Below are 16,003 nucleotides of genomic sequence, written 5' to 3' on the forward strand. Positions count from 1 at the left end.
GTGCGGACGCATAGGCTTGCGGGGTGACCACTGCTCCACCTCGTCCCCGTCAAGCCAGTCCGGCACGTGAGACGGCCCCGGTGCCCACCGGAGGCTGGATCCGCCGCCTGGCCGCTTCGTGCTGGAAACATCCTTGGCTCGTCGTGCTCTCGCTGGGCGCGGCGATCATCGGCGTCGGGCTCCAGGCCGCCGGCCCGCTGCTGATCCGCGAGGCGCTGGACGACGCCGTCGCGGGCGACACCTCCCGGCTCGGCCTGCTCGCCGCCGTGATGGCGCTGCTGCAGGTGCTGACGTTCGGCAACGCCTTCGCCCGCCGGTACGTCGGCGGGCGGCTGGCCCTCGACGTCCAGCACGACCTGCGCCGCCAGGTGTTCGGCGCGGTCTCGCGGCTCGACGGCGGCAAACAGGACGCATTGCGCACCGGCCAGGTCGCCTCGCGCGCGATCTCGGATCTTCAGCTGGTCACATCGGTCCTGATGCAGGTGCCGCTCTCGGCGGGCTCGGTGATCTTCGCGCTGCTGTCGCTGGGCGCGATGCTGTGGATGTCGCCGACGCTGACCCTGATCGCGATGGTGGTCGCCCCGGCCATCGCGATCATCATGGCGGTCAGCCGGAAGCGGCTCTTCCCGGCGACGTGGGCGGCACAGCAGCGTGCGGCCGACGTCGCGCAGCAGGTCGAGGAGACCGTCACCGGCGTACGCGTCGTGAAGGGCTTCGGCCAGGAAGCGCGCGAAGTCGCGAAGCTGGAGAAGACGGCGAGAAAGCTCTTCGCCGAGCGCATGCGTGCGGCGAGGCTCTCGTCCTTGCCGACGGCCACGACGGCGGCGCTCCCCGCCGCGGGCCAGGTCGCGGTGCTGGCGGTCGGCGGCATCCTCGCGCTGAAGGGCGAAGTCAGCCTCGGCACCTTCCTGGCCTTCGCGACCTATCTGTCCATCCTGATCGGCCCGGCGCGGATGATCTCCAGCCTGGTCGTCCAGGCGCAGCTGACCAGGGCGGGCGCGGAACGGGTCAACGAACTCATCGACGCGCAGCCCGACGTCGTCGACAGCCCGGACGCGCGGCCCCTGCCCGACGGCCCGCTCGGTGTCCGGCTGGAGGACGTCTCCTTCGGCTACACGCGGTCGGATCCCGTGCTCGACGGGCTCACCCTGGAGGCGCGCCCGGGCGAAACACTCGCGCTGGTCGGCACGGCCGGTTCGGGCAAGTCGACGATCTCCTTACTGCTGCCCCGGTTCTACGACGTGCACAGCGGCTCGGTCCAGGTCGGCGACCTCGACGTCCGCGACGTCCGGCAGCACGATCTGCGCGGCGCGATCGGCGTCGTGTTCGAAGAGGCGTTCCTCTTCTCCTCGTCGGTACGCGACAACATCGCCTACGGCAGGCCGGACGCGAGCGACGAAGAGATCCGCGCGGCCGCGCGGGCGGCGGAGGCGGACGAGTTCATCCAGCGCCTCCCCGACGGCTACGACACGCTCGTCGGCGAGCGCGGTCTCACGTTGTCGGGCGGTCAGCGGCAGCGGCTCGGCCTCGCCAGGGCGCTGATGACCGATCCGCGCGTGCTGGTCCTCGACGACGCGACCTCCGCCATCGACACGGTCACCGAGGCGGCGATCCACGACACGCTGCGCTCGGTCACCGCGAGCCGGACGACCCTGCTGATCGCGCACCGCCGCTCCACTCTCGCCCTCGCCGACCGTATCGCCGTGCTCGACAAGGGCCGCGTCGTCGACGTCGGCACCGAGGATGAGCTGCTCGCGCGCTGCCCGTTGTTCCGCGAACTCGTCGCGGGCCCGGGTGACGGCGTCGAGGAGCCGCATCGCTGCGAGGGGCTCGACTGCGGTCCCGCCGGGATCACCCCCGCCCTGTGGCCGGAGCAGGACAAGGCCGACGAGCTGTCGGGCGAACGGAAGGGCTCGGGCGGCGAATGGGACGTCGACCTGCCGCCGAGCGAGGAACTCATCGAGGGCGTCCGGAAACTGCCGCCCGCCACGGACGTCCCGCGCCTGCCGGGCACGGATGTCACCGCGCCCGAACCGAAGTTCCGCCTCGGCCGCCTGCTGAAACCGGTCCGCGGCCCGCTCGCCGTGGTGATCGGCCTGGTCGCGGCCGACGCGCTGGCCACCATCGCGATGCCCGCGCTGTATCAGCACGGCATCGACAACGGTGTGCGCGCCGGCGTGGAGGCGGTGATCTGGCTGGCCGCCGGGATCGGCGCGCTGGTGATCCTCACCGACTGGCTGGTGGTGTACCTCCAGACGAAGATGACGGCGAGGGTCGGCGAGACGGTGCTGTACTCGCTGCGCGTGCGCAGTTACGCCCATCTGCAACGGCTCGGGCTCGACTTCTACGAACGCGAACTGTCCGGGAAGATCATGACCCGGATGACCACCGACGTCGACGCGCTCTCGACGTTCCTGCAGACCGGTGTCGCGCAGGCGGTGGTGAGCGCGCTGACACTGGTCGGGATCGCGGCCGCGTTGATGATCACCGACATCGGGCTCGCGGCGTACGCGCTCGCGGTGCTGCCGATCCTCGTCGTGGCGACGGTGATCTTCCGGCGCGCGTCGTCCAAGGCGTACACCGAAGCCCGGGAACGGGTCAGTGTCGTCAACGCGGACATGCAGGAGAACGTGAGCGGGCTGCGGGTCGCGCAGGCGTACACGCGCGAGGAGCGGACGGCGGAGAAGTTCGCTTCCCGCAGCGACGAGTACCGGCGTTCGCGGCTGCGCGCCCAACGCTACGTCGCGACGTACTTCCCTTTCGCGGCAATGCTTTCCGGGCTGGCCGAGGTAGTCGTGCTGATCGTCGGCGCGAACCGGGTGGCGGCCGGCACGCTGTCGGCCGGTGTGCTGGTGGCGTTCCTGTTGTACCTCGGCCAGTTCTTCTCGCCGATCCAGCAGCTGTCCTCGGTGTTCGACGGCTACCAGCAGGCACGGGTCGGCCTGACGCGGATCGGCGATCTGCTGCGCACGCCGACTTCCGTTCCGCAGGCGGAACACCCGGTCGCCATGCCGGAACGCCTGCGCGGCGAGGTCTCCTTCAAGGACGTGGATTTCGCTTACACCGCAACGGACGAGCCCGCCCTTTCGCAGCTCTCACTGGAGGTGGCGCCCGGCGAGACCGTCGCACTGGTCGGCGCGACGGGCGCCGGCAAGTCGACCGCGGTGAAGCTCGTCGCGCGCTTCTACGACGCGACAGGCGGCGTGGTCCGGATCGACGGGACGGACATCCGCGAGTACGACCTGGCCGCCCTGCGCACGCGAATGGGCGTGGTACCGCAGGAAGCGCATCTGTTCTCGGGAACCGTCGCGGACAATGTGCGCTACGGCAGGCCTTCCGCGACGGACGCCGAGGTCGAGGAAGCGGTCCGGTCCGTCGGCGCGCTCGACGGTGTCGCCGCCCTCCCGGCCGGTTTCCACCAGCCCGTCGGTGAACGCGGACGGTCGCTTTCGGCCGGGCAACGGCAACTCGTCGCCCTCGCCCGCGCCGAACTCGTGGACCCGGACGTCCTCCTGCTCGACGAGGCGACCGCCGCCCTCGACCCGTCCACCGAAGCCGCCGTCCTGCGCGCGACCGAACAGCTCGCGCGCCGCCGCACGACCTTCGTGGTCGCGCACCGCCTCGCCACCGCCGCCAAGGCGGACCGGATCGTGGTGCTGGACCACGGGCGGATCATCGAGCAGGGCACGCACGCGGAACTCGTCGCGGCGGGCGGCCACTACGCCCACCTTTGGTCCCTGGGCTGACCCCGTGTCGCGCCTCCAATCACGCGAGTCGCGCCTCCAATCACGCGAGTCGCGCCTCCAATCACGTCGAAACGCCACTCACGACACGTCGGTCGCGCCCTCACCCAGCCGCGAGATCGAGCTGGAACTGCGTCCCCGGAGCCTCCGGCTCCCACCCGCGCGCCAGCGCCAGCCGGATCGCCTGTTCGACATCCGAAGGCAGCACGGCCTTCGACGGCACCCCCATGTAGTTCAACGGGTGCGCGTGATCCGTCCGGACCACCAGCACCGCACCCCGCGCGTCCTCCAATTCCACCCCGTACGAAAGGAAATACCCGCCGTCCTGTGCGTAGGTGGGCTTCCGCCGGACGATCCACCGGTAAGCGGTGTCATCGACGACGATTCGTCGCGATCCCTTGCGCAGCAATGCCATGAAGCCAGCATGAACCGGCGGGCAAGGGAATTTCGGTCGCGCACGCCCACGGCACCTGTCACCCTGAACGGGAAATGAAAGAAGAGATCCCGGCGCGGCAGATCCGCGCCCTGTACACCGAAACCACGATCCGCGTCTATCAGGCGTACGCCCCGGCCATCGCCGACGCCGCGCTGAAGGCGGGCACCTTCGTGCCGCCGTTCAAACGCGAACGGATGACCTGGATCAAGCCGTCCTTCCTCTGGATGGCGTACCGCTGCGGTTGGGCCGCGAAGCCCGGCCAGGAGCGCGTACTCGCCCTCGACATCACTCGCGAGGGTTTCGCCTGGGCGCTCGACCACGCGGCGCTCAGCCACTACGACCCCGGCGTCCATCCCGACCGGAAGACGTGGCAGCACGAGGTCAAGACCAGCCCGGTCCGCATCCAGTGGGATCCGGAACGCAGCATCCGGCTCGGCCCGCTGAAGCACCGTTCGCTCCAGATGGGGCTGAGCGGCGAGGCCGTCGATCACTATGTCGACAAATGGATCACGGCGGTCACCGACGTCACCCCGGTCATGCGCGAAGTCGGTGCCCTCGTCGCGGCGAACCGCATCGAAGACGCCGAAGCGCTGCTACCCGCGGAGCGTCCGTACCCCGCTTAGGCGCGCCACTTGAGGCCGCCCATCCCGGCGACCTCGAGGTCCTGGGCCGAAGCCCAGCGGACGGTTCCCGGCCGGACGTGCACCCCGGACGCCACCGTCCAGTCCGGCTCGTCGGGCTCGACGTGCTCCATCTCCTCGAAGTCGGCGAGCGTCGGCCAGACCGCCGAGCACGAGTCGCACATCAGCACGACCTTGCCGGACTCGGTGACCAGCGGGCGCACGCGCCCCTCGTCCCAGAACGACGGGCACTCGTCCAGCCACATGGGCCGCCACCACCTCGCGGGGACCGGCGGCCGGCACGACACCGGCCGCATCCTTCACCCAGCGAACCGCGCCGACGTGAACTCCAGGCTGTCCGGGCACGACGACCCAGCCAACCTTTTCCGACGGGACAGTGACCTGACCTGCACGGACAGTGAAAGTGGTAGCAAAGGTCCCTTGCTCCCCCGAGTGGCGGCCGACGGGGGCGGCGAGTGGCCTATTTTCGGTCTCTTGATCGAGACAGTGACCCATCACCTAGTGCGCCACGCCTCACACAGGCCAGTTCCATCACACGGCTGCGACCGAGGGGGTTAGCCTGGTAGGCGCATCAGCGGTGTTCAAGATCTCGAGACGGATAGAGGCGAGTCCAAGCCGTGTCCAGCAGCAGCCCTGCGTCACAATTCGGCCCCAACGAGTGGGTCGTCGAGGAAATGTACGACCAGTTCCTTGCCGACCCCAGCTCAGTCGATGCCGCCTGGCACGACTTCTTCGCGGACTTCAAGCCAACGCAGGACGCGCAGGCCAAGGCTGACGAGGCACGTCCGGCCCCCGCGGCTCCCGCCAAGGACAGCGCGGCCTCCAACGGCCAGGCCACGAAGCCGGCCCCGAAGCCCGAGCCCACCGTGAAGCAGGCCGCCCCGGCGAAGGCCGCCCCGAAGACCGAGGCGAAGCCCGCCCCGAAGGCGGCCGCCCCCAAGGCAGCGGAGAAGGCTCCCGCCAAGCCGGCCGAGAAGGACGCCGAGGCGGAGTCGAAGCAGCTCCGCGGGGCCGCGGCGGCGATCGCGAAGAACATGGACGCCTCGCTGTCCGTGCCGACGGCCACGAGTGTGCGCGCCGTCCCGGCGAAGCTGATGGCCGACAACCGCATCGTCATCAACAACCACCTCAAGCGCACGCGCGGCGGCAAGATCTCCTTCACGCACCTCATCGGTTACGCGATGGTCCGGGCGCTGAAGAACTTCCCGAACATGAACCGGCACTACCAGCTGATCGACGGGAAGCCGTTCGCGATCACGCCGGAGCACGTGAACTTCGGTCTCGCGATCGACATGAAGGGCAAGGAAGGCGCCCGCACGCTCGTCGTGGCCTCCATCAAGGCCACCGAGAACATGACCTTCATGCAGTTCTGGCAGGCCTACGAGGAGATCGTCAAGAAGGCCCGCAACGGCAAGCTGACCGCCGACGACTTCTCCGGCACCACGATCTCGCTGACCAACCCCGGCGGTATCGGCACCAACCACTCGGTGCCGCGTCTGCAGGCGGGCCAGGGCGCGATCATCGGCGTCGGCGCCATGCAGTACCCGGCGCACTTCGAGGGCACCAGCGAGAAGGCGCTGGTCGACCTCGGCGTCTCGAAGATCATGACGCTGACCTCGACCTACGACCACCGCATCATCCAGGGCGCGGAGTCGGGCGAGTTCCTCAAGCGCATCCACGAGCTGCTGCTCGGCGAGGACGGCTTCTACGACGACGTCTTCACCAGCCTGCGCCTGCCGTACGAGCCGATCCGCTGGGTCGCCGACATCCCGGACGGCCCGGTCGACAAGACCGCGCGCGTCATCGAGCTGATCGACGCCTTCCGCATGCGCGGTCACCTGATGGCCGACACCGACCCGCTGAACTACCGGCAGCGCAGCCACGCCGACCTCGACGTCCTCTCCCACGGCCTGACCCTGTGGGACCTGGACCGCGAGTTCCCGGTCGGCGGCTTCGCCGGCCAGGAGCGGATGAAGCTGCGCGACATCCTCGGCGTGCTGCGCAACTCCTACTGCCGCACCGTCGGCATCGAGTACACGCACATCCTCGACCCCGAGGAGCGCCGCTGGATCCAGGACCGCGTCGAGATCCCGCACGAGAAGCCGGACCCCGCGGTCCAGAAGTACGTGCTCTCGAAGCTCAACGCCGCCGAGGCGTTCGAGACCTTCCTGCAGACCAAGTACGTCGGCCAGAAGCGGTTCTCGCTCGAAGGCGGCGAGACGGCGATCCCGCTGCTCGACACCATCCTCGACAAGGCCGCCGAGCACGAGCTCGACGAGGTCGTCATCGGCATGCCGCACCGCGGCCGCCTGAACGTGCTCGCGAACATCGTCGGCAAGCCGATCGCGCAGATCTTCCAGGAGTTCGAGGGCAACCTCGACCCGGGCCAGGCGCACGGTTCCGGTGACGTGAAGTACCACCTCGGCGCCGAGGGCAAGTACTTCCGCATGTTCGGCGACGGCGAGACCAAGGTGTCGCTGACCGCGAACCCGTCGCACCTGGAGACCGTCGACCCGGTCCTCGAAGGCATCGTCCGCGCGAAGCAGGACATCCTCGACAAGGGTGGCGAGGGCTTCACCGTCCTCCCCGTCCTGATGCACGGCGACGCGGCCTTCGCGGGCCAGGGTGTCGTGGCCGAGACCCTGAACCTGGCGCTGCTGCGCGGCTACCGCACCGGCGGCACCGTGCACGTCATCGTCAACAACCAGGTCGGCTTCACCACCGCGCCCGAGCACTCGCGGTCGAGCCAGTACGCCACCGACGTCGCGAAGATGATCGGCTCGCCGATCTTCCACGTGAACGGTGACGACCCCGAGGCCGCGCACTGGGTGGCCAAGCTGGCCGTCGACTACCGCCAGGCGTTCCACAAGGACGTCGTGATCGACCTGATCTGCTACCGCCGCCGCGGCCACAACGAGGGCGACGACCCCTCGATGACGCAGCCGGCGATGTACGACATCATCGACACGAAGCGTTCGGTCCGGAAGACCTACACCGAATCGCTGATCGGCCGCGGCGACATCTCCGTCGAAGAGGCCGAAGCCGCGTTGCGCGACTTCTCCAGCCAGCTGGAGCACGTGTTCAACGAGGTCCGCGAGCTGGAGAAGCACCCGGCCAAGGCCAGCCCCTCGGTCGAGGAGGAGCAGCAGGTCCCGGCCAAGGTGCCCACGGCGACCACCACCGAGGTCATCGAGCACATCGGCGACGCGTTCCTCAACGTGCCCGAGGGCTTCACCCCGCACCCGCGGGTCAAGCCGGTCATGGAGCGCCGCCACAAGATGTCCCGCGAAGGCGGCATCGACTGGGCGTTCGGTGAGCTGCTCGCCTTCGGTTCGCTGGCCATGGAAGGCCGTCTCGTGCGGCTGTCCGGCCAGGACTCCCGCCGCGGCACCTTCACCCAGCGCCACTCGGTGCTGATCGACCGCAAGACCGGCCAGGAGTACTCCCCGCTGGCCAGCCTCGCCGAGAACCAGGGCCGCGTAATGATCTACGACTCGGCGCTGTCCGAGTACGCGGCGGTCGGCTTCGAGTACGGCTACTCCGTGGCCAACTCCGAAGCGCTGGTCATGTGGGAAGCGCAGTTCGGTGACTTCGTCAACGGCGCGCAGACCGTCATCGACGAGTACATCTCCTCCGGCGAGGCCAAGTGGGGCCAGCTCTCCGACGTCGTGCTGCTGCTGCCGCACGGCCACGAAGGCCAGGGCCCGGACCACACCTCCGGCCGCATCGAGCGTTTCCTCTCGCTGTGCGCCGAAGGCTCGATGACTGTCGCGGTCCCGTCGACCCCGGCGAACTACTTCCACCTGCTCCGCCGCCACGCCCTCGACGGGGTCAACCGGCCGCTGGTGGTCTTCACCCCCAAGTCGATGCTGCGCAACAAGGCCGCGACTTCGCAGGTCGAGGACTTCACCGGCCAGACGAAGTTCATGTCGGTCATCGACGACGCCGTCGTCGACCCGTCGAAGGTCCGCAAGGTCCTGCTGACCTCGGGCAAGCTGTACTGGGAGCTGGTGGCCGAGCGCACGAAGCGCGAGGCGAACGACGTCGCGATCGTGCGTGTCGAGCAGTACTACCCGCTGCCCAAGAAGAAGCTGCTGGCGGCGCTGGAGCGCTACAACGGCGCTCCCGCGGTCTGGGTCCAGGAGGAGCCGGAGAACCAGGGTGCGTGGCCGTTCTTCGGCCTGAACCTGCCGCGGAAGCTCCCGGAGGTGTTCTCCAGCCTGGACGTCGTGTCGCGTCGTCCGATGGCCGCCCCGTCGGCCGGTTCGTCCAAGGTGCACGAGGTCGAGCAGAAGGCGCTGATCGCGCGGGCGTTCGACTGATCGCCTGAGTAGTACGTGAAGGCCCCCTTCACTGCGCTAGACGCAGTGAAGGGGGCCTTCATGTAGTTCGGGAAGCTAGCCGATCGCCTCGGAGGTCGCCCTGGCCATCTTCAGGGCGTTCTCCTTGCACACGGTCTGGTTGACCGTCCCGGACGGGTCGGGGCCGGTCACGATGATCTCGCCCTCGACGTTGCCCTGGTAGAACTTGATCTGGCACTGGCTCGGTGAATCGAGTTTGGTGTGCACGGCTTTGGTGGACTTCGCCATGCTGGGGATGAGCACCCCGCCATCGGTCACGGCGTTCTCGACCCCGGCCTTGGCCCAGGCCTCCCCCGCGCCCGAACCCGGCTCCTTCGACTTCGACAGGTACATCGAGACGGTCGCCGACGGCGCGTTCGGTTCCCGCCAGGAGCAGGACGAACGGGTGTAGGTGATCTCGTCGTTCGACGTGCTCGCCGGCTCCTCGCCCTTCGGGGTTTCGAGCGGCGGCAGATTCCGCACCTTGGTCCCGATCTTCTCGCAGGCGGGCATCGAGGTGTACTTGTCCGGCGGGCCGCTCTTCTTGGACGAGGTCGGTGAAGCGGTCGACGACGAGCCGGAGTCGGACAGCAGCAGGAAGGCCGCGACCCCGCCACCGCCGAGCAGCACGACCGCGCCGAGGATGAGCCCGACGATGAGCCCGGTGTTCGATTTCTTGGGCGGCGGCCCGTATCCGGGCGGCGGATACCCCGGATATCCCTGCGGCGGATACGGCTGCTGAGGTCCCTGCTGATAGGGCGGTCCGGGCTGCATGCGGAGAGGGTAAAGCCTCGCGAAGGTCCTTAGTGGACGAACGGCGCAACTGGGCGCCGAATCACTCTCCGGATACGGGAAGGCCCCCTTCCCAGCAGGAGGAAGGGGGCCTTCACGTACTCCAGGGGTGGATCAGACGGTCAGCGACCAGCTGTTGAGCGAGCCGGTGTCGACCCGGTAGACGTCCTGGACCTTCAGCTTCCAGGCACCGTTCGCGGCCTCGGACGAGACGTTGGCGGTGTAGGTGGTGTTGATGTTGTCGGACGAGTCGTTGCTCGAGTTCTTCAGGCGGTACGAGCTGCCGTCCGGCGCGACCAGGTCGATGACCAGGTCACCGACGTAGGTGTGCGTGATGTTCACCGCGACCTTGGTGGTGGCCGAGGCGTTGCGGGCGCAGTTGGCGACCGTGATGGTGCTGGTCACCGCGGCACCGGCGTCGGGGATGGCGACGACGCCGCTGTTGGTCTGCGTGCCGCACGGGGTCGGCTCGGGGCCGGGGCCACCGCCGGTACCGGTGTAGAGCAGCACGTTCGGCGAACCGGTGCCCGGGTTGGTCACCTTGTCCTTGGTGCCGTTGGCGACCAGCGCGTCACGGACCTGCTTCGGCGTGGCCGACGGGTTGGCGGAGGCGTACAGGGCCGCCGCGCCCACGACGTGCGGGGTCGCCATCGAGGTGCCGCTGATGGTGTTGGTGCCGTTGTTCAGCCACGTCGACGTGATGCCGCTGCCCGGCGCGAAGATGTCGAGGCAGGTGCCGATGTTGGAGAAGCTCGACCGCGCGTCGGTGTTCGTCGTCGAGCCGACGGTGATGGCTTCCGGCGTACGGGCGGGCGAGGTGTTGCAGGCGTTGGCACCGGTGTCGTTACCGGCCGCGACACCGTAGGTGATGCCTGCCGCGATCGACCGCTGGACGGCCTGGTCGAGGGTCGTCGAGGCGCCGCCACCGAGGCTCATGTTCGCGACGGCGGGCTTGACGGCGTTGGCGGTCACCCAGTCGACACCGGCGATGACGCCGGCGGTCGTACCGGAACCGGAGCAGTTCAGCACGCGGACGGCGACGAGCTTGACGCCCTTGGCCAGACCGTGCGCGGTACCGCCGATGGTGCCGGCGACGTGGGTGCCGTGGCCCTGGCAGTCCGTGGCGTCGTTGTCGTTGTCGACGGTGTCACGGCCGTGGGTCGCGCGCCCGCCGAAGTCCGGGTGCGTGGTGAGGATGCCGGTGTCGACGACGTACGCGGTGACGTTGGACGCCGTGGTGCTGTAGCTGTACTTCTGGTCCAGCGGAAGGCTCTGCTGGTCCACCCGGTCCAGACCCCATGACGGCGGGTTCAGCTGGTCCGCCGAGATCGAGACGGTCTGGTTCTGCTCCACGTAGGCGACGGCGGGGTCGGCGGCGACGCGCTTCGCCTGCTTTTCGGTCAGCGCACCGGAGAAGCCACGGACCGAAGACGCGAAGGTCTTCTCGACCGTGCCGCCGTGGCGCTGGGTCACGCTCTTCGCGGTGGCTTCGACCGACGAGCCGTCCTTCAGCACGACGATGTAGCTGTCCTTGATCGCCTTGTCGCTACCCGCGTTGACGATCGAACCCTCGGCCGCCGACGCGACGGTGGTGCCGCCCAGCGCCGTCAGCACGGCGACGGCCGCGGCCACACCGAAGGCGGGCAGTCGTCTCTTCAAGGTTCCCAGGGAATTGTTCAAGATATTCCTCCCAGGCAGGGTCGACCCACGGACATGAAGAGGCCCGCCGGATCGTTGGGGTGAATCAGAGGTGAACCGCGTTCCACTTAGGAGCGCAGGCTGAGACTAAGTCGCGTTTTCACCCCAAGGAAGACCTTGCATTACGGACATCCCGGTAGTAATGGGCATGTCGTCGGCGCAGCTCGGGCACCGTTCAGCCCCCGCCTTTAGTCGCGTTTTGCGCCCGTACGGCCCACGAAGAATTGGGGATCCGCACATCTGGTGGTCGTTTTCCCGCCCTCCCCGCGTTTCACGCACGTGGAAGTACACACGGATGGCCGCCTACTAAAGTCGTGACGTCGGCGGGCGGAAAACGATTTCCATCCTACCTTCGGATGGAGCACACTCGGGCGCATGCTGCTCCGACAGGAAATCCCGGCCGATCGCGAGGCGATCCACGCCGTGCATCTGGCCGCGTTCGCGAAACTCAGTGTCCCGGTGGTCGAGGCGAAACTCGTCGACGAGCTACGGGAGGACGGCGACCTGATCGGCGCACTGTCCATCGTGGCCGAACGCGACGGGAAGGTCGTCGGGCACGTCTGCTGCAGCCCGGCGAAGCTCGGCGACGACGAGAAGTCGACGGTCGGTCTCGGCCCGCTCGGCGTCCTGCCCGAGTACCACGCCTCCGGCGTCGGCTCCGCGCTCGTGCACGCCGTGCTCGGCGCGGCGGACGCGCTCGGCTACGGCGCGGTGGTCCTGCTGGGCGACCCGAACTACTACTCCCGCTTCGGTTTCGTGCTCGCCGCACAGCACGGGATCACGCCGCCGGTCGCGGAATGGGCTCCGCACTTCCAGGTCCGCACCCTTCGCGCGTACACGCCGGAACTCCAGGGCGAGTTCCGCTACTCGGCCGCCTTCGACCGCCTCTAGCCCCTCCCGCATTTCGTCCTCTGAATGCGGTCCTTGCGCGTGCAACTACCGCATTCAGAGGACGAAATGCATAGAGCGGGTCAGGACGGCGCGAGGAGGTTGTTCCGGCGCAGGAACTCCTCGGCGACATCGAGCGGGTTGCGCTTCTCTTCGCTGAACTGGACGTTCAGTTCGGTCAACTGGTCGGTCGTGAGCACCGCCGAAACCCGGTTCAGCGCGTCGACCTCCTTCGGCGACAACGTCCCCTTCGCCGCGAGCGGCACGATGTTCTGCGCGGGGAACATGTTCTTGTCGTCCACCAACGGCACGAACCCGTTGGCGGCGATCGACGACGACGTGCTGAACAGGTCGGCGACCTGGATGTCGCCGGATTTCAGCGCCGCGACCGTGACCGGGCCGCCGGTGTCGGTGGTGCGGATCTCGGCGAACTCGCAGCCGTAGAGCGACTTGATCTTGTCCTTCCAGCGGCTGCTCCACTGGCCGGGACCGCCGAAGACGAATTCCCCGCACCGCTTGCCGAGATCGGAGAAGGTCCGGATCCCGGAATCGGCGAGCTCCTTGCGCACCACCAGCAGGTCCTTGTCCTCCGCGGGCGCCTGTTCGAGGACTTCGAATCCCGGCGGCAGCTTCTGCTTCAGCTGCGCGTAGACGTCCTGCGGCGTGGTCGCCTGCGTGTCCTTGTCGAAGTACCGCAACAGGTTCCCGCTGTAGTCCGGCACCACCGAAAGCGATTTGTCCTGCAGTGCCTTGACGACGACCTCGCGGCTGCCGACCGGCGGCCGCACGGTCACGTTCTCCGCGCCCGCGTTGCGCAGCGCGCCCGCGTAGATCTGGGCCAGCAGAAGGCTTTCCCCGACATCGGACGCGCCGATGATGATGTCCCCGGTCGCACCGCCCTCAGCGCCGCCGGCGAGCGGGTTGCCACAGCTCGCCGTCAGCAAAGCGATCCCGGCGAACAGTGCCGCCATCCTGCGCCTCATACCCGCGCCTTCTTCCCGCTCGCGGCCTGTGCCAGCCGAACTCCCTTGGGCACCAGCATTCGCTGGACACCCGCCAGCGCGAGGTCCAGCACCACGGCGAGCAACGTCGTCAGCAGCGCGCCCGCGACCACCTGCGGATAGTCCAAAATGGCCAGTCCGTCGAGCAGGAACCGGCCGAGACCGCCGAGCCCGACGTACGCGGCAACAGCGGCGGTCGCCACCAGTTGCAGCACCGAGTTCCGCACACCGCCGAGCACCAGCGGCAGCGAGATCGGCACCTCGACCTTCCACAACCGTTGCCAGCCGGTCATTCCGATGCCCTGCGCCGCGTCGACGACGCCGTGATCGGTCGCCTGCAGGCCCGCGTACGTCCCGGCGAGGATCGGCGGGACGGCGAGCACCACGAGGCCGATGATCGTCGAGAGCTCGCTCTCGGTGAAGAGCAGGAACAGGAAGGTCACCAGGCCCAGCGTCGGCAGCGCGCGGATCGCGTTGCCGCCGCTCACCAGCAGCACCGCGCCGCGACCGGTGTGCCCGACGTAGAGGCCGAGCGGGATCGCGATGATCAGCGCGAAGACCAGCGCCAGCGCGGTGTAGCCGAGATGCTGCAGCAGCCGGGCCGGCACGCCGTCCGGACCCTGCCAGTGGGCCGGGTCGCCGAACCAGTTCAGCACGTCGCCGATCATTTCGCCCCCGCCGTGGTCGCCACCCGATCCCAGGGTGTGAGGACATTACGCAGGAGGACCAGCAGCAGGTCGACGACCAGCGCCAGCAGCAGGGTCGCGACGATCCCCACGACGATCGGCGAGAAGTACTCGCGCTGGAAGCCGTCGGTGAACAGCACGCCGAGCCCGCCGGTGCCGATCAGCGCGCCGACACTTACCAGGCTGATGTTGCTGACCGAGGCCACCCGGACACCCGCCGCGAGCACCGGCACCGAAAGCGGCAGCTCCACGGTGAGGAACCGGCGCGCGGGTTTGTAGCCGATCGCCGTGGCCGCGGCGACGACATGCGGCGGGACGGCGTCGAGCGCGTCCAGCACCGGGCGCACCAGGAGGGCGGCGGTGTAGACGGTGAGCGCCACGATGACGTTGACGCTGTCGAGGATCTTCGAGCCGATGATGCCCGGGATCACCACGAACAAGGCGAGCGACGGGATCGTGTACAGCAGATTCGACAGGACGAGCAGTACGGAGCACACGGACCGGAACCGGTGGCCGAGCCAGCCCGCCAATACCGCGATCACCAGGCCCAGCACCAGCGGGACCAGTGAGAGATAGATGTGGTCGAGCAGGTCGCCGAAGAACTGCGACCTGTTGTTGGCGCTGCCCAGGTAGCGGCCGAGCTCCGCGAAGAAGTCGCCCATCAGGAACTCGGCGACGGCGCTTCGATCACTTCGAGGACCTGCTGGGCTCTGACCACGCCGAGGACCTTCTGGTCGGCGTCCACCACCACACCGAGGCTCGCGGGCGACGAAAGCGCCGCGTCGAGCGCGCCCCGGATCGGCGACCCCTGAAGGTACAGCGAACCACCGGCGACGAGATCGGTCTCCGCGAGTTCTCCGTCCACAGTGGACCTCGGGCGCAGCCAGCCGCGCGGCTGTCCTTCGGCGTTGACCGCGACCTGCCAGTCGTCGGACGGGCCGGGGGCGGGCTTGCCGACCTCGACCCGCTTGACCTCTTCGACGACGATCCCTTCCGCCGAAAGGAAGGAAAGCCCGCGGTAGCCACGATCCTTGCCCACGAACGACGCGACGAAATCGTCGACGGGATGCCGCAGCACCTCCGACGGCGTTCCGTACTGCGCGAGCACCCCGCCGACGCGGAGCACCGCGATCTTGTCGCCGAGCCGCACGGCCTCGTCGATGTCGTGGGTGACGAACACGATCGTCTTGCCCAGCTGCGATTGCAGGCGCAGCAGTTCGTCCTGCAGTTCCTCGCGGACGATCGGGTCGACGGCGGAGAACGGCTCGTCCATCAGCAGCACCGGCGAATCCGCCGCGAGCGCCCGCGCGACGCCGACACGCTGCTGCTGGCCGCCGGAAAGCTGGGCGGGGTACCGCTTGCCGAGTTCCGCGGGCAGGCCGACGGTCTCGAGCAGTTCGGCCGCGCGCTTGCGTGCCTTGCCCTTGTCCCAGCCGGACAGCAGCGGCACGGTGGCGACGTTGTCCAGGACCGTCCTGTGTGGAAAGAGGCCGGCGTGCTGGATGACGTAACCGATGCCGCGGCGCAGGAGTGCCGGGTCGCCGTCGCTGACGTCCTTGCCGTCGAGCAGCACCGTGCCCGAAGTCGGCTCGACCATCCGGTTGATCATCCGCAGCGACGTGGTCTTGCCGCAGCCGGAGGGCCCGACGAAGACGGTGATCGTGCCGTCCTCCACGGTGAGGTTCAGGTCGTCGACCGCGACCGTCCCGTCCGGATACCGCTTGGTCACGCCACGGAACTCGATAGTCACGTGTCTCTCCCCATGTCTGGTCGAAAAA

12 protein-coding genes are annotated in these 16,003 nt (G+C 68.5%); 4 read left to right on the forward strand and 8 right to left on the reverse strand.

All coding sequences use genetic code 11. The features are described 5' to 3' along the window. Positions 1 to 80 precede the first annotated feature (80 nt). Complete coding sequence (locus DMC61_RS15590) at positions 81 to 3,746, forward strand: ABC transporter ATP-binding protein (protein WP_199749999.1); 3,666 nt, start codon at positions 81 to 83, stop codon at positions 3,744 to 3,746. 100 nt (positions 3,747 to 3,846) lie between these two features. Here the strand turns inward: DMC61_RS15590 and DMC61_RS15595 are convergent, their stop codons facing one another. After that, on the reverse strand, positions 3,847 to 4,158 hold the full coding sequence (locus DMC61_RS15595; protein ID WP_125689861.1) for a hypothetical protein: 312 nt from the start codon (positions 4,156 to 4,158) through the stop codon (positions 3,847 to 3,849). 74 nt (positions 4,159 to 4,232) lie between these two features. Here DMC61_RS15595 and DMC61_RS15600 point away from each other — a divergent pair, with 74 nt between their 5' ends. After that, positions 4,233 to 4,802, forward strand: a complete 570-nt coding sequence (locus DMC61_RS15600) for a DUF4291 domain-containing protein (protein ID WP_125689862.1) — start codon at positions 4,233 to 4,235, stop codon at positions 4,800 to 4,802. Here DMC61_RS15600 and DMC61_RS15605 read toward each other — a convergent pair. Further along, positions 4,799 to 5,065, reverse strand: a complete 267-nt coding sequence (locus tag DMC61_RS15605) for a hypothetical protein (protein ID WP_125689863.1) — start codon at positions 5,063 to 5,065, stop codon at positions 4,799 to 4,801. The two genes, DMC61_RS15600 and DMC61_RS15605, sit on opposite strands and share 4 nt — an antisense overlap. Before the next feature lie 372 nt (positions 5,066 to 5,437). Between DMC61_RS15605 and DMC61_RS15610 the strand changes: the two genes are divergently transcribed. Further along, on the forward strand, positions 5,438 to 9,142 hold the full coding sequence (locus DMC61_RS15610) for a multifunctional oxoglutarate decarboxylase/oxoglutarate dehydrogenase thiamine pyrophosphate-binding subunit/dihydrolipoyllysine-residue succinyltransferase subunit (protein ID WP_125689864.1): 3,705 nt from the start codon (positions 5,438 to 5,440) through the stop codon (positions 9,140 to 9,142). Positions 9,143 to 9,217: 75 nt separating this feature from the next. Here DMC61_RS15610 and DMC61_RS15615 read toward each other — a convergent pair whose 3' ends face one another. After that, positions 9,218 to 9,934, reverse strand: coding sequence for a hypothetical protein (locus tag DMC61_RS15615; RefSeq protein ID WP_016337050.1), 717 nt, complete (start codon positions 9,932 to 9,934; stop codon positions 9,218 to 9,220). A gap of 132 nt (positions 9,935 to 10,066) precedes the next feature. Next, positions 10,067 to 11,632 carry a S8 family peptidase gene (locus tag DMC61_RS15620; protein WP_125689865.1) on the reverse strand — a complete coding sequence of 522 codons (1,566 nt, stop codon included), beginning with the start codon at positions 11,630 to 11,632 and terminating at the stop codon, positions 10,067 to 10,069. 393 nt (positions 11,633 to 12,025) lie between these two features. On the opposite strand from DMC61_RS15620, the gene DMC61_RS15625 reads away from it, so the two are divergent. Then, positions 12,026 to 12,541 (forward strand): GNAT family N-acetyltransferase, encoded by a 516-nt coding sequence (locus tag DMC61_RS15625; protein ID WP_125689866.1) that lies wholly within the window; start codon positions 12,026 to 12,028, stop codon positions 12,539 to 12,541. An 80-nt stretch (positions 12,542 to 12,621) separates the two neighbouring features. On the opposite strand, the gene DMC61_RS15630 is transcribed toward DMC61_RS15625, so the two are convergent. The 4 genes from DMC61_RS15630 to DMC61_RS15645 are packed head-to-tail and all read right to left on the reverse strand — an operon-like array spanning position 12,622 to position 15,975. Further along, positions 12,622 to 13,509, reverse strand: coding sequence for an ABC transporter substrate-binding protein (locus DMC61_RS15630; RefSeq protein WP_370456410.1), 888 nt, complete (start codon positions 13,507 to 13,509; stop codon positions 12,622 to 12,624). Positions 13,510 to 13,517: 8 nt separating this feature from the next. Further along, entirely contained in the window at positions 13,518 to 14,207 is a 690-nt protein-coding gene (locus DMC61_RS15635; RefSeq protein ID WP_125689868.1) for an ABC transporter permease, read from the reverse strand. Beyond that, complete coding sequence (locus DMC61_RS15640) at positions 14,204 to 14,887, reverse strand: ABC transporter permease (protein ID WP_125689869.1); 684 nt, start codon at positions 14,885 to 14,887, stop codon at positions 14,204 to 14,206. The genes DMC61_RS15635 and DMC61_RS15640 overlap by 4 nt, the downstream gene beginning before the upstream one ends. Then, complete coding sequence (locus tag DMC61_RS15645) at positions 14,887 to 15,975, reverse strand: ABC transporter ATP-binding protein (RefSeq protein ID WP_125689870.1); 1,089 nt, start codon at positions 15,973 to 15,975, stop codon at positions 14,887 to 14,889. Before DMC61_RS15645 ends, DMC61_RS15640 begins: the two co-directional genes overlap by 1 nt. Positions 15,976 to 16,003 lie beyond the last annotated feature (28 nt).

The organism is Amycolatopsis sp. WAC 04169, assembly GCF_003947535.1.
In the GTDB taxonomy this organism is placed as follows: domain Bacteria; phylum Actinomycetota; class Actinomycetes; order Mycobacteriales; family Pseudonocardiaceae; genus Amycolatopsis; species Amycolatopsis keratiniphila.